The organism is Mucilaginibacter robiniae (genome assembly GCF_012849215.1).
Classification (GTDB): domain Bacteria; phylum Bacteroidota; class Bacteroidia; order Sphingobacteriales; family Sphingobacteriaceae; genus Mucilaginibacter; species Mucilaginibacter robiniae.
On record NZ_CP051682.1, the window covers coordinates 1,976,541 to 1,994,591 of the forward strand.

At 53.9% G+C, this 18,051-nt stretch carries 23 protein-coding genes; 1 reads left to right on the forward strand and 22 read right to left on the reverse strand.

Annotated elements, in window-relative coordinates:
• Positions 1-6: 6 nt before the first annotated feature.
• From HH214_RS08690 to HH214_RS08795, 22 genes are all read right to left on the reverse strand, one after another.
• On the reverse strand, positions 7-1,158 hold the full coding sequence (locus HH214_RS08690) for a plasmid transfer protein (RefSeq protein WP_169606952.1): 1,152 nt from the start codon (positions 1,156-1,158) through the stop codon (positions 7-9).
• Entirely contained in the window at positions 1,155-1,934 is a 780-nt protein-coding gene (locus HH214_RS08695) for a hypothetical protein (RefSeq protein WP_169606953.1), read from the reverse strand. The genes HH214_RS08690 and HH214_RS08695 overlap by 4 nt, the downstream gene beginning before the upstream one ends.
• Positions 1,931-2,593 carry a hypothetical protein gene (locus HH214_RS08700; protein ID WP_169606954.1) on the reverse strand — a complete coding sequence of 221 codons (663 nt, stop codon included), beginning with the start codon at positions 2,591-2,593 and terminating at the stop codon, positions 1,931-1,933. The genes HH214_RS08695 and HH214_RS08700 overlap by 4 nt, the downstream gene beginning before the upstream one ends.
• Complete coding sequence (locus HH214_RS08705; protein WP_169606955.1) at positions 2,590-3,255, reverse strand: hypothetical protein; 666 nt, start codon at positions 3,253-3,255, stop codon at positions 2,590-2,592. Before HH214_RS08705 ends, HH214_RS08700 begins: the two co-directional genes overlap by 4 nt.
• Positions 3,252-3,926 (reverse strand): hypothetical protein, encoded by a 675-nt coding sequence (locus HH214_RS08710; protein ID WP_248282242.1) that lies wholly within the window; start codon positions 3,924-3,926, stop codon positions 3,252-3,254. Before HH214_RS08710 ends, HH214_RS08705 begins: the two co-directional genes overlap by 4 nt.
• Positions 3,910-6,342, reverse strand: a complete 2,433-nt coding sequence (locus HH214_RS08715; RefSeq protein ID WP_169606956.1) for a TraG family conjugative transposon ATPase — start codon at positions 6,340-6,342, stop codon at positions 3,910-3,912. Before HH214_RS08715 ends, HH214_RS08710 begins: the two co-directional genes overlap by 17 nt.
• Positions 6,320-6,607 (reverse strand): plasmid transfer protein, encoded by a 288-nt coding sequence (locus tag HH214_RS08720; protein WP_169606957.1) that lies wholly within the window; start codon positions 6,605-6,607, stop codon positions 6,320-6,322. The genes HH214_RS08715 and HH214_RS08720 overlap by 23 nt, the downstream gene beginning before the upstream one ends.
• Positions 6,607-6,912 carry a DUF4134 domain-containing protein gene (locus HH214_RS08725; protein ID WP_169606958.1) on the reverse strand — a complete coding sequence of 102 codons (306 nt, stop codon included), beginning with the start codon at positions 6,910-6,912 and terminating at the stop codon, positions 6,607-6,609. Before HH214_RS08725 ends, HH214_RS08720 begins: the two co-directional genes overlap by 1 nt.
• A gap of 166 nt (positions 6,913-7,078) precedes the next feature.
• On the reverse strand, positions 7,079-7,372 hold the full coding sequence (locus HH214_RS08730) for a DUF4134 family protein (RefSeq protein ID WP_169606959.1): 294 nt from the start codon (positions 7,370-7,372) through the stop codon (positions 7,079-7,081).
• Between the two features lies 1 nt (position 7,373).
• Positions 7,374-7,661: a hypothetical protein gene (locus HH214_RS08735; protein ID WP_169606960.1), complete on the reverse strand. Its 288-nt coding sequence runs from the start codon at positions 7,659-7,661 to the stop codon at positions 7,374-7,376.
• A complete protein-coding gene (locus HH214_RS08740; RefSeq protein ID WP_169606961.1) occupies positions 7,658-8,005 on the reverse strand; it encodes a hypothetical protein in 348 nt (115 codons plus the stop codon). The genes HH214_RS08735 and HH214_RS08740 overlap by 4 nt, the downstream gene beginning before the upstream one ends.
• On the reverse strand, positions 7,993-8,616 hold the full coding sequence (locus tag HH214_RS08745; protein ID WP_169606962.1) for a ParA family protein: 624 nt from the start codon (positions 8,614-8,616) through the stop codon (positions 7,993-7,995). The genes HH214_RS08740 and HH214_RS08745 overlap by 13 nt, the downstream gene beginning before the upstream one ends.
• Positions 8,617-8,627: 11 nt before the next feature.
• Positions 8,628-9,614, reverse strand: coding sequence for a relaxase/mobilization nuclease domain-containing protein (locus HH214_RS08750; RefSeq protein ID WP_169606963.1), 987 nt, complete (start codon positions 9,612-9,614; stop codon positions 8,628-8,630).
• Positions 9,604-9,885: a hypothetical protein gene (locus HH214_RS08755; RefSeq protein WP_169606964.1), complete on the reverse strand. Its 282-nt coding sequence runs from the start codon at positions 9,883-9,885 to the stop codon at positions 9,604-9,606. Before HH214_RS08755 ends, HH214_RS08750 begins: the two co-directional genes overlap by 11 nt.
• Positions 9,886-10,078: 193 nt before the next feature.
• Positions 10,079-10,501, reverse strand: a complete 423-nt coding sequence (locus HH214_RS08760; RefSeq protein ID WP_169606965.1) for a plasmid mobilization protein — start codon at positions 10,499-10,501, stop codon at positions 10,079-10,081.
• A gap of 139 nt (positions 10,502-10,640) precedes the next feature.
• Positions 10,641-11,582, reverse strand: a complete 942-nt coding sequence (locus HH214_RS08765) for a toprim domain-containing protein (RefSeq protein ID WP_169606966.1) — start codon at positions 11,580-11,582, stop codon at positions 10,641-10,643.
• A 10-nt stretch (positions 11,583-11,592) separates the two neighbouring features.
• On the reverse strand, positions 11,593-11,898 hold the full coding sequence (locus HH214_RS08770; protein ID WP_169606967.1) for a hypothetical protein: 306 nt from the start codon (positions 11,896-11,898) through the stop codon (positions 11,593-11,595).
• A gap of 663 nt (positions 11,899-12,561) precedes the next feature.
• The gene (locus HH214_RS08775) at positions 12,562-13,428 is read right to left on the reverse strand and encodes a nucleotidyl transferase AbiEii/AbiGii toxin family protein (protein WP_169606968.1); all 867 of its coding nucleotides are present in this window, start codon (positions 13,426-13,428) and stop codon (positions 12,562-12,564) included.
• Positions 13,425-14,066: a type IV toxin-antitoxin system AbiEi family antitoxin domain-containing protein gene (locus tag HH214_RS08780; RefSeq protein WP_169606969.1), complete on the reverse strand. Its 642-nt coding sequence runs from the start codon at positions 14,064-14,066 to the stop codon at positions 13,425-13,427. Before HH214_RS08780 ends, HH214_RS08775 begins: the two co-directional genes overlap by 4 nt.
• 136 nt (positions 14,067-14,202) lie before the next feature.
• Positions 14,203-15,036, reverse strand: a complete 834-nt coding sequence (locus HH214_RS08785) for an RteC domain-containing protein (protein WP_169606970.1) — start codon at positions 15,034-15,036, stop codon at positions 14,203-14,205.
• 167 nt (positions 15,037-15,203) lie between these two features.
• Entirely contained in the window at positions 15,204-16,670 is a 1,467-nt protein-coding gene (locus HH214_RS08790) for a cysteine peptidase family C39 domain-containing protein (protein ID WP_169606971.1), read from the reverse strand.
• Positions 16,663-17,304, reverse strand: coding sequence for a hypothetical protein (locus HH214_RS08795; RefSeq protein WP_169606972.1), 642 nt, complete (start codon positions 17,302-17,304; stop codon positions 16,663-16,665). The genes HH214_RS08790 and HH214_RS08795 overlap by 8 nt, the downstream gene beginning before the upstream one ends.
• A gap of 170 nt (positions 17,305-17,474) precedes the next feature.
• On the opposite strand from HH214_RS08795, the gene HH214_RS08800 reads away from it, so the two are divergent.
• Entirely contained in the window at positions 17,475-18,041 is a 567-nt protein-coding gene (locus HH214_RS08800; protein WP_169606973.1) for a rhomboid family intramembrane serine protease, read from the forward strand.
• The last annotated feature ends 10 nt before the right edge of the window (positions 18,042-18,051 follow it).

Consider the following 18,051-nt stretch of genomic DNA (forward strand, 5'->3'; position numbering starts at 1 on the left):
CGACTATCAGAAGAAGGATCCGGTTACTTTTTTGGCACTTCCCCATACGGTACCTGCACTGCGTCCGAAGGTGGAAGAGGCGCTGCTGATCCCAGATGTCGAGATAATCCAGGTGGAGATACTCGGCACGGTAAACATACAAATGGCGCCGATCATAAAAACGATGATGACCGTGCCAAACGAAAGGATGCCGTTTCCGGCAAACACCGCCATCTTTTCGATGTTGGCGCTCAGTCCATCTTCGCCGACCAGTTCCGTATATTTACTGATTTCCGAGTTCAGCGCATATTCCTGCATCAGCCCGCACAGGTACATGATGAGGTAGGCAATGCCGGAATACAGGTTGACCGAGATGAAGCGGGCGATCCAGGTACTGAAGCTATCCCGGAAAGCCGGCAGAATGCTGACGGCTACCGCGAACGGTCCCAGAATAATCAGGATGGTCGAATAAATGATCTGGATCATAAACACGATGTACACGGCAAGCCGCAGAATCCAGATGCCTAATAATTCCAGCAACTGGGTAAAGAGCAGCTGCATTCCGACGGTGAGCCGGTTCTTGAGTTCCAGCAAGGGCGACACCACGGTGCTGATCCCCTCTTTGACGGTGCTGGTGACCGCATCCCAGGCCTGCCCGTACCAGGTATCACTTTCCTTTTCGGCTACCTGGGTCTGGGCCTGGAAAGTGTAGAGCGAATTAGCCACAGCCAGCATGAGGTTGGCTCGGGTGAAGCGCAGATCATTGACTACTGTTTGCTCACTCTCAAACATCTGCTCCGTTTGGTTTGCGACCAAATCGGTGGGAAAAGCCAGCATCTTGACGAAGACGCCCCACCAGAGAATAATCATGGCCAGGCCAAAGGGCCGCAGCAGCGGCATGACTTCCAGTTGCTTGTCGCCCACCATCATTTCATAAGAACGGATGGCGAAAAAGATGATCATGAAGATGGCAGCCAGCGCCTTGGCATCGGTGATAAACAGGTCAAAGTGGCTCCAGACCGAATCTTTCAACCCTTTGAGAAACACCATGACGCCGGTCTCGTAAACACCGTCACCCTGCAGGTATTCCAGTGTTTTATGATCGCCATCGGTGCTTTGTCCGAAAGCTACGCTGACCAGCGTAACCAGCAGAACGGATAAGATTATTTTTTTCTTCATTGTACATGTAATAAAACGCGGTTGGCAATAGCAATATCCGTCTGCGGCGTCCAGGCCGAAAGGGTAACCGCACCGGTTTTCAGGTGCTGCTGGTTAGCGGTCATCTGCTGGGTTTTGGCAGCCGCCGAGGTCCGGATGGCCCAGACACCGGCGAGCTTCCGGTATTCGATCAGGTAACGATGGTAAGCCAGAATGCGACTGCCCCGGTCCATGTTGGTCGTGTGCGCAGCATCAATCCGCTCCTTGAGCATATCCAGCTCGTTTTTGTACCAGGTATATAAGCCATCGGTCAGCAGTTCCTGCGTGACTGCAGGGGAAAGCCCGGCCAGAATGCCGGCCTGTGAATGGTTGATGACCGGATCCAGTTCGCTTTTGTAGTAAAGCTGCCAGAGCGGATCAGCATCGGTGACGAGTGCGGACTGATTAGCGATTTCGGAAAGTGCCGTATTCCGGACGGTGTCCGACTGCAGCTTGTAATTGTTATCCGTGGCATTCAACGCGGCGACAAGCGCAAGCCGCTGTGTTTGCGGCCCTGCCGGACTGAGCGGACGACGGTCCGTGTTGTGGTAATCCGGGTGGAACAAACCCCAGACGAGCCAGTAATAAGGGTTCAGGCTGAGAAAGCCGGCGGTCGGCGCAAACTTTTTCTGGTCCCACTGCAGGTAAACCATCCGTTCCTGCTGGTAGCGGAGACTCTGGTCCTGCACCACGGACTGGGCGAAACCGTGCTGCAGCAGCAGGAGCAGCACGATCAAAAAGGGTAATAAAATTTTCATGGTTTTAAATATTTAGCTTGTTGTATAATCCGGCTGACGATGGCCTGATCGTGGCTCAGGTAGCCGGCAAAAGGTGTGGCCGAGGCAATCAGGCCACGCTGCCGCGCCCAGTAGATGCTTTTCCAGGCGCCGTAAGCCAGCCCGTCGAGTATCTGCAGTTGCTGGGTGACCCTGCGCAGGAGCTGGTCACGCGCATTGTAGTCCGCCAGCACCTGGTCGCCTTCTTTAAGAATAAAGGAAGAAACATCCGTAACCAGCGCTGTGGCCCGGCTTCGCATCTGGCCGGCGATGTTGCCGGCAAAGAGCAGCAGGTAGGGCTGATCCTTCGCCATATCCAGCGCCTGATCAATATAACGGGTCATGTCAGCAATAATCACCGCCATATTTTTCACCGCCAATCCGTCCTTCAGGGCGGAGTTCACGTTTGATAAACTCTCATAGATCATGGTCTGTGCTGCCACTACAGACGCCATGTTTGTATTCAGGTCATTAATGTTACCGGAAATTTTAGTGAGGTACTGTTCATGGGTGCTTTCGGCAGCACTCCGGACGGCACCATTTTGAAGGACAGTCGCGAGATGCTGGGGGTCAACCACCACCTGTTGCGCATGGCAGCATAAGCCAACCAGCAGCAAGAGAAAAGCGTAAACTAATTTCATTTGAGATATTTGGCATTTTGCAGGATCTGATCGGCCAGCTGCCGGTCAGCGTCAATAAAGTTTTGAAAAGGATTAGCCGCTTTCAGCAGGGCCGCCATACTCGAATACTGCATCAGACTGAGCATATGACCTGACAATTCCTGAACGGTGCTGAGTTCGGACAGGACGTAATCAAAGAGGATCTTCCGGTCGGAAGCTTTCATCTGGTTCACATCGCCGTAGGCTAACGTCAGACCCGTGACATACCGCAGCAGGCTTTCGGCTTTAGCGGCAAACGTCAGTTCGGATTCATACCCGATAGCGATCAGCGCCGGGTTCCCGCGGACCAGGCTGATGATCTGGGCCTGGTTGCTGACAATGCGGCTGACCATCGGGCTGGCGTCAATACCTATCTGCGCCACATTAATGGCGGTGCCCAGCGTATTATACCGCTGCTGCAGTTCCCGGTAAATTTTCTTGATCTGCGCCAGCACGGTCAGGTTGGCCTGCTCGTTGGCACTCACCGCGGCCTGCCAGGTTCGCGCCTGCTGCTGCAGGTCATATTCGCTTTCAGAGGCGCTGATCAGCTGGTGCATGGCCGGTATATCCAGCACTTTCTGCTGGGCGAAAGCCTGCTGTAAAAGCAATATGGGAAGCAGGATCATGAGTAATAGCCGGTTCATGGCTTCAGGTATTTAGCATTGGTGAGCACATCGTTCGCGATCCGTACATCCTGGTTCTGCCACTCGGCCCAGGGATTGAGCGAACGCAGTACGCCGTTGATTTTTGCCCAGTACATCGACCGGTTCATGCCGTAGGCAATCCCCCGCAGGATGCGCATCTCTTGGGCAATATGGTTGAGCAGTTTGCCCCGCTCGCCGGAATCCATGAGATTACCAGAGCCGCCTTTCAGCACAAAGGCGCTGACATCGGCGGCGAGCATCGTCGCCCGCGTCTCGAAATCGCGGGCGCCCTGCTCGGCAAACAGCAGCAGTACCGGATCGGACTGCGCGAGCTTGACAGCGCTTTCCACATCGCTCACGATATCTGAACCGCAGTCCGCAATTTCATTGATGGTCGTCAGATTGTTCAGGACAGCAGCCACCTGGCTGAGGCCATTGTAGATTTTCTGCTGCAGCGTGCTGACGACGACCAGCTGACTGCTCACCGCTAACTGTCCTTTCTGGATCAGGTCCAGCTTGTTATTCGTGGTGTTGAGCTGGCCGTTGATGACGCCCGCATGCGCTGCGATAGCCGCCGAGACAGTAGGATCGACGACCAACTCCTGCGCAAATGCAGGACCAGCACCGAAGAAAAACAGCATCGGGATAATTATTTTAAAGAGGTTGTTCATAAGCGAGTTGGTTAACGTGCGTAATAAATGCAGAAAGGGATTTGCCGCTGCTTTCCAGATCCCGGACGAATGCGTCCAGCCCTGCGGGATAAGAACCATGAAGGTTAGCATAATACTCCACGGCAGACTTTTCGGGCTTTTCCGTGGTATAGGTCAGGTACTGTTTCAGGGAAACCTCGACACCGTACACCTCGCCGGTTGCGCCACGCCGGATATACACCTCCTTGAAGCGGCCTCTTCCCTCGGTATTATCCAGCTGGTTGATCGTGAAAATCTTCCGTCTTTCCGTTTCGCTGATAGACAGCAGCGCGGCAATCTGCTGGTAATTATCCTTGAACTTGGTCTGGTCCAGCAGGCAGATGGTATCCGAGTTGTTGATGATACTATCCTTGACCACGGCATTGCCAATGATGTCTCCGAGTTCCTGCGTTACGACGATGGCCTCACCCCAGAACTTCCGGACGGTCTTATAGAGGTAGAGCAGGTATCCGGCCATCAGCGGACTGGCAATGGCTTTCCAGGCTTCTTCGACGACGAGCGTTTTTCTGCGGTCCGAGCGGTAGCGCATCTTTTGGATGAACACATCCATAATAATCAGCGTGACGATCGGGAACAGAATTTTGTGCTCCTTGATGGAGTCGATTTCAAACACGATGAAGCGTTCACTGAACAGGGACTGGTCGGCGTCCTTGTTGAGAATCGTCTCAAACTCGCCTCCCCGGTAGAACTTCTTCAGGACGTAACGAAATTCATCAAAATCAAAACTGATCTTTTCGGCCTGCCGGATCTCCGGAATTTTGTTGAGTGCAAATTCATAGAAAGTGTTAAAGCTGAGTTCCAGTCCTTCCGCAAATCCCTGCTGGTAATAAGCGGAGATCACATGCGCCACCACGTCGCGCTCCACGGGCGTAAATATTCCTTCGGCGCCTTTCCAGGCCACGCCGATCAGCGTACACAGGAAGTCTTTCTTCTCAATGTTGTATTCCGCCCCGGTGATCCGGAAAGGGTTCATGGTAATCGGCGACCGGTCCGTATAGGTGATATACTTTCCGCCATAATAGCTGCACAAGCCGGAATAAGAATGGCCGGTGTCCACAATAACCATATCCATGTTGTACAGCATATATTGCTCAATAAGCGCATTCATAAAGAAGCTTTTGCCGGAACCGCTGGGGCCGAGCACGAACTTGTTGCGGTTGTTGATCCTGCCTGTCCGCATGGGCAGGTCAGCCGGGTCGATACCCACCGGGATGCCCTGCCGGTCGGTGAACCGCAGGAGGAAATCTGAGGGTTCATCCCTGGGCAGCGATTCCTTGAAAAAGAAGCAGCCGGCCGCATCTGCAGTGGTGAGGAACCAGTCATATTCTTTCAGTTCTCCACCGTTCCCAGGCAGCACGGTCCGGAATAGTTCCAGTTGATTGTACGCATTCCGGCTCGGGATAATACCTAACTGAAAGAGGGAACTTTCGATAAAATTGGCCGCTTTTTGCACTTCGGATACCGCGGCAGAAATCACGATATTGAAATGGCAGTTGACCAGCAGCTGATTGTCACGGGCAACATCCGTCAGCAGCGCGTCGATATCTTCCACACACAGCTGGTTGGCCGGGTCCGGCATACCGGAATGCCGTTTCTTTTTTTGTTCCAGTTTACGAAGGACGGCTACCTGGTTGGGAATTTCAATCAACTGATGAAATACAATGGCGTCTGCGCCGGGAACCCGGAACAGGAAGGACAGAAAATCCACGGGAAAACCGCGCAGGCTTTCCTTGTCATTCAGTTCAATGTGTGTGCCCACTTCGGGCGGAAGATCGATGCTGTCGATGTTAACGAGTGATATGGAACGGACGGCCTTTTCGCCCATCAGGAGCTGTGTGTCTCCCGGTGAAATGTTATTCAGCACGAGGTTGCGACTGCCGAATTCCATGCCCAGCAACTCCAGCACGAGGTGGTTGATCTCCGCTTCATCAAGGATTTTGGCCGAGGGTAACAGGTCCAGCACCTTGGTCACAGCTTGGGTAAACAGAAGCATCGACTTGGAATCATAAACATAAAACGAGCCTCTTTTGACCTGGCGGGAAATCGTAAGATACGTTTGCACCCGAAGGCACTCCCTGCCTTCAAAATGCGCATGGTAAGCCTGCTGCAGATACTCGGTAGCGGGCTGGCCATGGTACGGATGCCTGCTGATAATATCGTGCTTTTGCAGGAGATAGCCGTCACCCAGGACCTTAATGAGATTGATCAGCAGGTGGTGAAACTCCGCATAACCCGCGGAATGAGCCCCGTAACGCAGTACCGGATTACGCAGGGCGATGACTGCAGACAGTTCGCCATGCTGGCCAATCAGCAGATCGTACCCGGCTAAATGATCTACCCCCGCGTAAGGAATATTAAACAATGTTTTTTGCGCCATAATGATTAAGAATTAGAATACTCCGGTTGCGGCTTTTGGCATGCAGGCCACCTTTCTGGCGGGTGGCCGTATATAGTAGGCCTCCGGTAACAGTACCGATAAGAACTACAGCACCCAGCCACATATTGACGAGCGACATGGTCAGTGCGCCCAAGATCAGGCCCGCCAGCAGGAAGCCAATGCCCCAGTAAATAAATTTGCCTTTAAAGCCCTTGAAAATAAGGGGCTTCTGCAGCCCCTTATAAATGGCATACTTCCGGATCATTATAGTCCGAAGAATGCTTTAACGACCAGTGCGGAGACCACGAGGAACACGCAGGAGCCGCCCCAGCCCATCAGTTCCTTGTTGATGTCCTGATCGCCGCTGTTCCATTTCGAATACACGCGGATGGCACCCACAATGCCCACGATGCCGCCGATCACCAGCGTAATATTGGTGACGGGATCCACATAGGTTTTCAGGGTTGAGGTTGCGGTGTTCAGGCCGTTAACACCGCTTTGCGCGAATGCCGGAACAGTTAATGCCAGCAGCAGTGCTGACGCGAGTAGCTTTTTGGTTTTGTTAAACATGAAAAAAATAAAAAATTAATCAGGCGGTGACCTTTTAAACTGCCGTAGCGGCAGGCGGACATGAAATGGATAGCGTTCAGGCCACGAAACGCATTTCGAAGCACCCGGCTTGGACAGTGAGGTTGGTTGTCGTTTGGAAGAAATCTGTTGCCCTGGCAACAGGAGCTTAGATTCCGAACAAAGCCCGGAGGAACGCCCCGGAAAGGACCACAAAAAGGGCGGCAAAAAACCAGGCAGCGACCTCAGTGTCTATCCGGGGTTTGCCCATCTGCCAGTTGTGATAGATCCTGACCGCGCCGAAGCTGCCCAGCAGGGTGGCCAGTACCAGGGCGAGATCAAAAGCCGAGAAAAAGGAAGCGGACAAGTCCTGCCGGGCTTGCTGCATCTCGGCAATCCCGGGCTGCGCCTGCAGTCGTAAACTCAGCAGGCAGGCGACGATAATGGCCAGGTATCGTTTCATATCAGAAACTTACGGGCCGGATATATTCAATGGCCTCTTCCTGGGCCAGCCTGAAAATATCTTTGATTTTTACGCCGCCGGAAGAAACGACAGCAGACACGGCAGCCGCAGCAGCGTGGCTCTCGCCGGTAGGTACAGTTTTCAGCGGAACAGCTTCATCCACAAAGGTCAGCTCATGTTGTTCCTCGCCGGGCATTCGCTTTGTTCGCAGCAGTTCCCAGCAGATCAGCCCGCCATAATACAGGGTGTAGATCACAGCAAGCCATAGGATGAATTTAAACCAGGTCATAATTCTAAATTTTGAAGGTATTGTTTAATTGTTTGTTTCAGTTCCGGATGCGTCTCGAACAGTTGCTGCACCGCAAAGGCCACCAGTTTGGTGACGTCCACACCTGCCGCCAGTTTAAAGCGGTTCATCAGGTCGACCGTTCTCGTATCAAAACGGACATGTACCATCGTCTTGTGATGAGTGTTGTCATAGGTCTGGATAGCCTTAACGATTTCTGCGGGCCCGGACGCCGGCTTTTTAGGCACCGGGGCAGCCGGTTTGGTAACTTTGTTTTTTTGCGTTCCCTTTTCGGGTTTACCCAGCTCCTCCCGCAGCTGGTCGGCCAGACTTTTCAGGTTTTCCATAAGCTTTCAAATAGGATTTCAAATACAGGAGTGACGAGCGGCAGCAACGATAAGGGCGTATGAAAGGTGCTGATGCGCTGAAAGTCAATCCGGTCCGGTATGACTGGCGCAATCGGCCCGAACTTGGCGAGCTGCTCATTGACATCCTGCATGATTTCAAACTTCACGTTCGCTTTGATCCGGTTCGGAATGAAAAATATCTGCGCCCTGGGGTTGATTCGTTTGAAAACCACCGTGAAAAGCACCGTAGATTCGTACGTAAACTCATCGTAGGAAAAGGGGCAGATCATCACATCTGCAGATTGAAAAACCGGGATCAGGCCATCGTCATCAAGTTTGCCCGGCAAATCGATCAGTACCGCATGCGCCTGGTTTTTGCTCAGGACGTGGTGCAATACCGGATAGGTTTCCAGGGTGGAGGAAAGCACTTCGTAAGGTTCTGCGTTTTCCAGCACTTTCGCCTTGTCAAACTTTTGGGACACGGACTGCTGGTAATCCATATCAATGATGGTCGCCTCGCGGTCTTTGACCAGGGTAAGGTAGTTGGCGGATAGCACGGCCAGCGTGCTTTTGCCGACACCGCCTTTCTGATTGCCGAATAAATAGTTCATAAATAATTAGTTTAGCGGGTGTTCGTTCTTGCTTTTTTCTTGCGGCGCCGGTTCCGGCCATGAATCGCTTCATCATCAACATCTGCAGCAATGGAAACCGGGCGGATGTAAACGGGTGCCGGAATTGCATATTCCTCCGCGTTCAGCTGATGCACGCGGGTAATAGAAGACCCGTTACTTTCAGCGGAATGCGTTTGCATAGCTGCCGGACGCCCAGCCAGCAGATATTGGAGGTTCAGAATTTCACTGCCTTTGAACACCTGACGGGTCTCGTGATCAATGACCGTATAGCCATAAGGCTGCTTGCCCTCTGCGGAATGAAACACCACATCAAGCCCGAATTGCTGCCGCATCAGCAGGACAAAGTCCGGCTGGTGCTGGTAAGCCTCAAACCATTGCCGGATCTGCAGGGCCCGTTGCCGGTCGGGCTGGTGCTGGTCCAGCAGGGCCTGAAGCTTCTGCTCCTGGTAATCTTTACCGGTATAGCCGTTCCTTTCCAGCAACAGGTAGAACTGCGCTTTCGTGCTGACCTGATAAGTTTGCGCCCATTCATAACCCAGCACCCGGTTCAGCAGTTGCTGCGCACGGACCTTTTCAAAAGCGCTGTTGATCTTACGGCCGGATTTATCCACCCTGGTGGTAACCGCATGTACGTGGTTATGGCCGGTATCCCGGTGATAAATGATCAGGTACGGCTGCGCACCATAGCCCATTTCTTCCAGCCATTTGACCGCTGTATCGGTCAGTTCCCCTTTGGTGTACCGGTCACCTTTAGCCGAGAACACGACATGAAACTCCGGCTGGGTAACCCGCTTGTTCTGCGCCGATACGAGTTGCAGGTAATTGATATAGTCCTGCGGACGCAGCCGGTCCAGCGCATCCAGTGCACCGAAGTTGGCGGTTCGCATCAGTTCACCCTGACTGCGGTCGATCTTGTCGGTGTTGTAAGTCACGCCCGCAAAGCCGGGAGAAGATTTAGGCAGGATCTTAACAATCATGGAGTCTTAAAAAAGTGTCGATGGCAGCGTTGAGTTTGTGCCCAAAAGCGGAGGTCATGCCGGACTGACCGGCATCCGGCTGAACCGATCTTTGGAATCCTATCTCCGAATGGCTGTGTAACTGCTGATCTTGGTGGCAAAGCAGCGTTGGAACAGCGGAACTGCCGAACAGCCTACCGGAGTAGCTGCGTAACGGCATAACCATCGCGCTTTGCAGCCGGATACCTTTGTGGCTATCGATCCACAGACCCAGGTAGCGGACGAACATCATAACAGCAGAGCGGTTGAGCGGTATAACCGGAGATCCGGGTAACCGCAGAACACTGGAGCAAGGTATTGCTGTAACGGTAGATAGCCGTGACATCCGATCCGCATACCGGGCGATCAAACTAACCGGGTAACTGCTGAACGATGCAGCATTGTATCCGGGTAATCAGGTACTCCGGTATCTGTGAATCGGTAGATCAGCGTACCCTGCGATCAGCAGGCAGACGCATGACCTGTCTCAGCGCGGTTTCCAGTTTTCGCTGCTGTACCAGGTATTGCTCAAACAGCAAATTAAATTCCGTAAGCACATGGCCGGTAAGGCGCCCCTGCAGGCTCAGGGTATGGGCATGCCGGGTCAGCTGGTTGATATTGTTTCCGATATAGCGCATTTCCTGCCCAAGCCCGTCGAGTGCGGCAATCAGTTCCCTGGAATTGATCAGGATGACCTCTCCGTTGATCAACGCACGCGTCCGGATGTATTCCGTCCGGGTTTGCTGCAGTTCCTGGCTCAGGCGTTCTAACAGTTCTATTTCCTTTTCGGTAAACCGGACGCTCACAAATTTTGACTTTTTACCTTCGGTCAGCGGACGCCGTCCGGTGCGCTTTTGAGCTTCTCCCATAAAAAACGAGTTGCGAGTTTTTGATTTCCCCCGGAGGGCAAGATACTTTTGGTGTCACCAAAAGACATCTTGCCGCCCCAAAAACACAAGGCTATGCGCCTTATGTCCTGCACCTGACACCAGGAGAAAATGTTGGTGTTTACCTGCCGGGAGGCACACGCGGCTTGTCCGACGGATGGGCTGGTGACAGCTGAGCTGCGGCCTGTTGCAGGCCCGGCACCCTCTTGTCGTTGTAATCCTTGTACCCGGCATAAACGTCCGACCGGTCGGCCGCATAAGGCAGGCGCCGGATAAATTCCCGGGTCGCCAGCGTCCCGGCGGGATCCCGGTCGAGATAGAGGTCAATCACCGGAAAAGTTACGGCTTTACGGATTCCCTCCCGTAAAAGGGTGGCAGAATTCAGGACGAAGATGCTATGGTCAGCCGCCGGATGGTCAGTTTTCCAGCTGAGAAAATCCATAAATCCTTCAAAGACCGCCAGCTTGCGGGTGTGACCAGGAAGAAAGGAAATCGCTTTCGGGCCCAGGCATCCCTTAAAGAACCGGTTGCGCACTTCCCAGGACTGCAGTTCATTCTGCCATCCGGCCGCAAAATACTTACGGCGTCCGCCCCGGCCGTCCTCAATCTGGTAATATACTTCCCGCAGGAACGGCCGTGCAGCGGAAAGAATGCCGCGGCTTTCCAGATAGGCGGTGATGGCCGGATGTGTGCCTAACGGCTTGGTCTCGTAAACCCGGTAAGCGGGCGTTTGGACAGCCAGGCGGGGCCGCTTCTCCCGGGGGAGCAGACGCTCGCCGGAAAGCGTTGCCTGTAGTTTGGCCACCACTTCGCCGAAACTGAGCAGCGGCCAGTAAGCGATACCGAAATCAATGATATTGCCCCCCTTTCCGGTTCCGTGATCGAACCACACCCCCAGCTTGTCGTTGACGCTGAAAGAAGGTTGGGTGTCATTGTCCCGGAGCATGCTCAGGTACATCGCTTCCTTTCCATGCTCGCGAACGGGCCGGTAGCCGAGGCGGTCCAGCAGGGTGATCAGCGAACCGCCGGCCTTGAGTGCTTGAACAAGTGAATGAACAGACATAAGCTCAGGTTTAAGATGAAACGGTTGGAGTCGGGCTATTGGACGCCTGCTGGAGTTCCTGCAGGCAGTCATTGACCTGACTGCCGCATTCCAGTACTTCCAGGGTCAGCCGGTCCAGCCCCTTACGGGGGGTGCTGACGCTGATCAGACCGGCTTTAATCCAGCCCTGGACTTTTTGACGGCCGTAAAGCTGGTAGGCACTCCTTTTGGACAGATACGGGTCAACCAGACCGGCAGTGACCAGCGTGTTCAAACTGCCCAGTTGTGTTGCCGCGACAATCAGCCGCGACAACGGATTGATAAGAGGTAATTCCATGCGCCGGCTGCGGGTAACGATCCCGTATAATGCACTTCAGCCGGCTGGTGATTCGGGACTACTCACGTCGTATTCTACCATACGGGCCCGCGGGCCTGCCTTCGCGTTTTCGGTATTTTGCGGCTTGACGCTCACCTTCGCGAAATTTCCTGTGGCTGACAGGATAATGCTTTGTCCCCCGATGTCAAAGAGCGGTTTGAAGACCCGGCCCGGCTGGTTGGTCCGCCGCGGTGGGTTTCGTTGAGTTCAAAGTTGGGGGGAATCGGCAAGCCCTTTTCAGGAGCTTTTCGGTACTGGTGAAAGATTTATTTCCGCGGAAGCTAAAACCGGCTGACCGGTGCAAACAGCAGCGGCGGCGGCGAGAAAGGGTGATAACTGGTGAAATACGGTGGATGAGCAGGACCGGAAGACCTGAAAAGTGAAGCTTGGGGCGGCAGGAGGTGGTGTACATGGTCCACCGCCGGCTGAGTTCGGTAGTTGTTCGGTACTACTGAACTCGGTTTGCCGGACCAGACTGCTTGTGGAACTGCTGTTCCGGATTCTTAATTGGGGAAGAGGCTACGTTTTTGTTGGCGCCGGACAGCCCCCGGTGCACGGATAGTGGCTGACCGGCGCTGCATGCCAGCGGAGCTGCCTGCATAGCCTGCCGGCAGGCTACGCAGTTTACAAGCTGATATCCGGGTTCACCCGGAGCCGGGCCGCCAGGTCATGGAAATAAGCAGCAGACCAGAGTTGGATAGCCTGATCGCTACGGACAAAGCGCCGGATATCCGCCCGTACATAGTTCATGTTCACGGCGTCAATTTTCCGGCTCAGCAGTTCCCGGAATTCGTCTTCCGTCAGGGTGTCCTTCTTCCAGTCGCCGCTGTCGATCGCCCGCAGCAAGAAGTGCCCGAGATGCAGCGGCACGCCTTTGCGGATATACCATTCCATGTCATACCAGTCACGTCCTTTCACATTGGTCCCCCACTTGCGGAACAGCAGGGCATGCATTTTTCCGGCAAAAAGATCCGGCAGGGAGAAGCATTTGACATAAAAGGAGAACGGCCGCAATAACAATTTTTCTTCGGTCCGGAACCCCGGCGGCGGTTCGATGTCCACCTCCAGTTTGATTTTGACAGGAGCGACCTGGTCCAGACCATTCTGCGGAATTACCCCCTCCAGCACCAGCTCCCGCCACAGCGTTTCTGACTTCAGAAAGGCGGAATCAATATTGTTCCTGTTGGTCTTTTCCTTGGTGCGTACCGAAACCTCCATACCGAGCGCGGCAAACTCAGCGACGATGGCCTCCTGGTATTTTTCCAGAGAAAATCTCGTATCCGGGGCCAGCAGTGAAAAATCCAGGTCCTCGGAAAAGCGGTCCAGCCCGTAGAAGATGCGCAGGGCCGTGCCGCCGTAAAAGGCAGCCTGCTCAAAGAAGCCGGCCCGATACAGGCCGGCTAAGGCAATTTCCTGCATGATTTCGCGTAAAGCATCCCTGGCTTCCGCCTCGTTTGCAGGTTGATATTCGTCCAGCCATTCCTTGATCATAATTGTTCCAGGGTTTTAATAATCATCCGCAGGCTGTCCCTTTTGGGGGCCTGCTCCAGCCAGGTAGACATCATCCGGCTGTTCAGGTTTTTGAGCTGGGATTCGTCCATCCGGAGATCTTCCGTCAGATAGCTCAGGGCGCCGGCTACACTGCGGATCAGCACACCGGGTGTCGTTACCACTTTATCGGCCAGGGCTTTTTCCGGTGAGGCCACGATGGCCCGCTGATCACGGCTTAAATTGACAGAATTTAAGCCGTAGGCATAATAAGGCAAAGGGAGGTGAGTATAGAGGAACAGCCCGGCAGGCGTGTCGAATTCCCGGCTGCCCTTGCTGGTCATGGAGGTCACGGCATACACACGTTCCGGTATCAGCCCGTAATAACTTAACGCGGTTTCTGCAGAGAGATAACTCGGACCATACAGGTGATTGGCAATCAATCCGTTTTCCGGGCGGGTCAGCCGCGTGGCGGGTCCGGGAATGTAAAAGCCGCGTTTGACCGCCTGCAGGATGCCTTCATCCTTCAGTGCTTTGATTTTATCATTGGGGCGTTTATACTCCTGAAGTATGTTTTTGAGCAGCTGATGGGTAAGCAGCTGGCCGCTGTAGGCGGAAAGCAGTTGATCCGGACGCTTCATAGTTGTAAGTAAATAGATAGATAATCGGATTTAAGCCGATTATCTGTCTTCAAACCTACAATTATCGGGCAGATTATCCAAATGAACAGCGTAAAAGAACAACAGCAGGTGAACGGCCCGGACAGGTCGGAGGCACCTATTCGTTTTCTTCCTCGATCTTTTGGATGATAGCTTTTTTCATCCGGTCGAGATACTTGGTGACACTGTATCTTTTCCGCCGCTGAATCTCGGTGAACTTCCGCTGGATGATTCCCAGGGAAACATCCAGGCTGCCTTCCAGCCAGCGGACAATCTGGTTCAGACTGGCATTGCCGTTGTTCAGCTGGCCGGTCAGCCATATCCCGTAAGCCAGTTCTACGACATTAACGAGCTCACCGGTCCATTTCAGTGATGCTCCGTGATTCACCCGGACATTTACGCCATACAGGTCCTGTCGCTCCAGGCGGCTGATCTCTTCCGCAATAAAACGCTGTAAACGCTCTATGGCTCTGAACCTGGCAAAAAGATAACTCACCGGCGTTGAATCGTTTTCCGTAAGGGGTACATCAGGTACAGGAAGGGACAACCGGTAATTACCCGGAAGAAAATAAAGTTCATCCAGTTCGCTGAACCCGTTCTTGTAATACTGGTAATAAAATGCATGCAGCCTCAGGGTGGCCTGCAGGGCGGTCAGTTCTTCTTCATAATACCGGATCTGCAAACCGGGGGTCGCAATCGGTTGGTTACTGATGAGGTGGTAAAGCAATCCTTCCTCAATCCCGTAGGATTCAATTTCCGGCCGGACAAATTTGAGGAGCTGGATGAGTTGTACCGGATCTTCCTTATACACGGCAGCTAACTGCCGGAGCTCCTTCACAGCCTGTTCGGTTCGGGCCAGAACCGAACGCAACCGGTCTAAACCGGATTTATCCTGATGAGCAACCAGATCAGTCCGTAAATCATCTATCAACTGCTGCATTCGGGCATCCATGACCTGCGGTATTTTAGTAGTTATCAGAAAAATAAAAAATAAAGCATGCACCAGCCGGATACGGGCCGGGCATAAGCCGGCCAGGGCACCCGGGTGTTCAGACGAGGAGCCCGGTGTACCACCGGCATTTGTTTTCAGTTCGGAAGTGGTTTGGCTAAAAGCCGCAGTTAATCAGGTGATGGTACTGGTGGATGCTTGGCGTCATACTGAACAGCGGCATCAATCCCTTCGGTCACGGCCTGCAGGCTCTGCCCGACGCGGGGTGCCAGCGCCGTAATGAGATAGGTGAAGATCACGGTCAGCATGAGCGTACTGTAACTGCACTGCTGGTGCTGCATATAGCGCACCGACAGTGCCAGTACCCCCACAACATCCAGCGCTCCGAAAAATTCAGTAAGCAGCACCAGCTTACTGAAGCCGAGCGCAGTATTTTTCAGGTCAGCCAATACACGTTCGTGATTGGTCTGGTGTACGGATTTCCGGAGTTCAGACAGATCAGCCCGGCGAATGGCTTCGAGCCGGAGCACATCCCGCACCAGCCGGTCCTCCGCATACCCGCCCAGGTGGCTCAGGCGGGCGCTGGCGTAGACCGCTGCGGTCAGCCGCCGGTAATAAACGCTGCTGATCAGCAGCAGGTAAAGGGCATTAAGGAAACCGGCCCCGGGTATCCAGTAACAGATCCCACCCAGTAACAAGAGGATCATCATGCCGTCGGACAGCAGTACCGCCATAAAGGCTGATATGGCCTGCTGTATTTTCTGCATATCCAGCAGCTGGTACTTCACAGTCACCCGGTCCGGTGCAGACAGGGGCATTCCCGTTGGGGCAAACACCGCGGACAGAAAACGGGACATCAGCCGCTGGCTGATCCGCAGGGTAATTTGGGTGAGAATATACTGGCGCAATACGGTGACAAGGCTTTTAAATACGCTCATCAGCAACAACAGGAACAGCAGGGCACCCAGCACTCGGCCCTGCAGGAGCGACGGATCATTCAGGCCTTGCTGAAGCACCCAGGATAACCCGGCGCCAAACAAGGCCGTACCCAGGCTGAGCAGCGGGATACTGACCATGAGCCCTGCCGGATAATGACCCAGTTTCAGCAAAGCGGCCCACCTCATGAGGGTCAGCTTCCGGTGCGGTTGCGGCAGCTTCTCCAAATAAAGCGCGGCATGGCTGCTCCAGAGCCGGCTGAGTTCAGCTTCCGGCAGCTCGTGGACCTGCCGGGCCGGGTCAGCCATCAGGTAGACCCGGCCGCGCCACGTCTGGCGGCTTCCGTAACAAACCTGATAATGACTTTCGCCGCTCTCCGCAGACAGGTGCAAAATCACGGGTGCCGTAATCGTCCGCAGGAACGAAACTTCCATTTCCACGCAGCGTGCGTCCAGCCCGGTCTGCCGGGCGAGATCGCGCAGCTGCAGCAGCGACAGACTGCCCGGCGGACAGGAACCTGCCGGTAAGAGAGCCAACCTGGGGCCAAGTCCCGCATAGTTCAGGATCATGGACAGGCAGGCAATGCCACAATCGTCCTCGCCGGACTGGCGCACAAAAAACTGCTTGATAAAAGATAGATATTGCATAGGATAGAATGTTGGACAGAAACGGAGGATAAGCGCGCTGAGGAATTCAGGCATGTTCCGGGAAAAACAGGATGGTGCAGAAGCTCACGGCAACGATCCAGATGAGCAGGGCCGGTACATAGCTGCAGGCAATCAACCGGAGGGACCGGCGGTACGTCAATCTGCTGAGCCGGCGAACACCCCAGGCCAGGGCCAGGCAGTACAGGATTTCCCAGAGATTCAGGGTCTGCAGCGGATACGCCCAGTCGGCAGGGACATCGGGGCAGACAGACAGCAGGGAAAGCACATACAGATGATGCCAGTCCGTCAGCAGTCCGTGCGGGTAACGGATGGGAAACCACCACAGCTTGATCAGGGCCGGTAACAAAAAAATATATTCTGCACGTATAATCATCAACAGAACTTGTGTATATTGAACACAATGGTCCGCCAGGTAGAGGGCGGTATACAGCACCAGCGCAATAAGAGCGGTTTTCAGCGTCAGAAAGGTGATGCTGAGCAGATAAATGCGGTACTGCAGGTGCGCATAGACCTCAGCCTCGCGGCCGGGTGTACCCGACAGCGGCTGACCGCTGGCCGCATAGAACTGCGGGGTCAGGATATGCCGGTTGGTGACAAAGATCAGCACGGAGGAAAGGACCACCAGGAAGGACCAGCTCAGTAAAAGGGGTAGTTGGACTGTTTTCATACCTCAATTTTTTAGGTAAAAATCCAGCCTTAAAGGGCCATTAACAATTACGCAGGCTTGTAAATTAAAAGTGTAAGTTATAAACAGGATTAGTTCATTTGTGTATGCATCTCGCCTTGTCTCATCTCCCGTCACTGTCTCATGTACGTTTTCCCGTGAGTTTTCTACTCATGACCCTGATTGCCCTGACCAGCACCCTGGTGTTTTTTAAACCGGACTGGTTGCTGCAGCTGACGCTGCATCCCTACAGTATCCGGAAGGGCGGTGAATATTACCGGATACTCACAGGTGACCTGGTGCATAATGACTGGCTGCACCTGCTCTTCAACGAGTTTATGCTGCTGATGTTCGGTGCCAGCCTGGAGCGGTACCTGAACAGCCGTTCGGCACAGGGCAGCTGGCTGTTCCTGTGTATCTATCTGGCGAGCTGCTTCTGCGGTGCCGTCGGCACGCTGCTGCGGCATGGAAAGGATTTCGGGTTTATGAGTGCGGGCGCATCGGGCAGTATCATGGGCTGTATGTTCAGCTATATCCTGCTGCAGCCGCATGTGGTGGCGTATTACCTGCCCGTCTGGGGGCCGGTTCAGAATATCTACGGCGGGCTGCTGTATATTCTGGTGATGATCGTTTACCAGCAGAAAAGGACGAATACGATGATCAATCAGGAGGTGCACTTTTACGGCGCGCTCGGCGGGATGATTACCACGCTGGTGATCATGGCCGGCGGACTGAAATAACCGGAGGCGG

What these genes read in the sequence shown, in the direction of transcription:
- HH214_RS08765 (WP_169606966.1), bottom strand. Translation starts at nt 11,582, where the DNA reads ATGTCTGTTCATTCACTTGTTCAAGCACTCAAGGCCGGCGGTTCGCTG.
- HH214_RS08775 (WP_169606968.1), bottom strand. Translation starts at nt 13,428, where the DNA reads ATGATCAAGGAATGGCTGGACGAATATCAACCTGCAAACGAGGCGGAA.
- HH214_RS08735 (WP_169606960.1), bottom strand. Translation starts at nt 7,661, where the DNA reads ATGACCTGGTTTAAATTCATCCTATGGCTTGCTGTGATCTACACCCTG.
- HH214_RS08800 (WP_169606973.1), top strand. Translation starts at nt 17,475, where the DNA reads ATGACCCTGATTGCCCTGACCAGCACCCTGGTGTTTTTTAAACCGGAC.
- HH214_RS08705 (WP_169606955.1), bottom strand. Translation starts at nt 3,255, where the DNA reads ATGAACCGGCTATTACTCATGATCCTGCTTCCCATATTGCTTTTACAG.
- HH214_RS08760 (WP_169606965.1), bottom strand. Translation starts at nt 10,501, where the DNA reads ATGGGAGAAGCTCAAAAGCGCACCGGACGGCGTCCGCTGACCGAAGGT.
- HH214_RS08740 (WP_169606961.1), bottom strand. Translation starts at nt 8,005, where the DNA reads ATGGAAAACCTGAAAAGTCTGGCCGACCAGCTGCGGGAGGAGCTGGGT.
- HH214_RS08720 (WP_169606957.1), bottom strand. Translation starts at nt 6,607, where the DNA reads ATGATCCGGAAGTATGCCATTTATAAGGGGCTGCAGAAGCCCCTTATT.
- HH214_RS08710 (WP_248282242.1), bottom strand. Translation starts at nt 3,926, where the DNA reads ATGAACAACCTCTTTAAAATAATTATCCCGATGCTGTTTTTCTTCGGT.
- HH214_RS08695 (WP_169606953.1), bottom strand. Translation starts at nt 1,934, where the DNA reads ATGAAAATTTTATTACCCTTTTTGATCGTGCTGCTCCTGCTGCTGCAG.
- HH214_RS08780 (WP_169606969.1), bottom strand. Translation starts at nt 14,066, where the DNA reads ATGAAGCGTCCGGATCAACTGCTTTCCGCCTACAGCGGCCAGCTGCTT.
- HH214_RS08715 (WP_169606956.1), bottom strand. Translation starts at nt 6,342, where the DNA reads ATGGCGCAAAAAACATTGTTTAATATTCCTTACGCGGGGGTAGATCAT.
- HH214_RS08700 (WP_169606954.1), bottom strand. Translation starts at nt 2,593, where the DNA reads ATGAAATTAGTTTACGCTTTTCTCTTGCTGCTGGTTGGCTTATGCTGC.
- HH214_RS08750 (WP_169606963.1), bottom strand. Translation starts at nt 9,614, where the DNA reads ATGATTGTTAAGATCCTGCCTAAATCTTCTCCCGGCTTTGCGGGCGTG.
- HH214_RS08755 (WP_169606964.1), bottom strand. Translation starts at nt 9,885, where the DNA reads ATGATGTTCGTCCGCTACCTGGGTCTGTGGATCGATAGCCACAAAGGT.
- HH214_RS08725 (WP_169606958.1), bottom strand. Translation starts at nt 6,912, where the DNA reads ATGTTTAACAAAACCAAAAAGCTACTCGCGTCAGCACTGCTGCTGGCA.
- HH214_RS08745 (WP_169606962.1), bottom strand. Translation starts at nt 8,616, where the DNA reads ATGAACTATTTATTCGGCAATCAGAAAGGCGGTGTCGGCAAAAGCACG.
- HH214_RS08730 (WP_169606959.1), bottom strand. Translation starts at nt 7,372, where the DNA reads ATGAAACGATACCTGGCCATTATCGTCGCCTGCCTGCTGAGTTTACGA.
- HH214_RS08790 (WP_169606971.1), bottom strand. Translation starts at nt 16,670, where the DNA reads ATGCCTGAATTCCTCAGCGCGCTTATCCTCCGTTTCTGTCCAACATTC.
- HH214_RS08785 (WP_169606970.1), bottom strand. Translation starts at nt 15,036, where the DNA reads ATGGATGCCCGAATGCAGCAGTTGATAGATGATTTACGGACTGATCTG.
- HH214_RS08690 (WP_169606952.1), bottom strand. Translation starts at nt 1,158, where the DNA reads ATGAAGAAAAAAATAATCTTATCCGTTCTGCTGGTTACGCTGGTCAGC.
- HH214_RS08795 (WP_169606972.1), bottom strand. Translation starts at nt 17,304, where the DNA reads ATGAAAACAGTCCAACTACCCCTTTTACTGAGCTGGTCCTTCCTGGTG.
- HH214_RS08770 (WP_169606967.1), bottom strand. Translation starts at nt 11,898, where the DNA reads ATGGAATTACCTCTTATCAATCCGTTGTCGCGGCTGATTGTCGCGGCA.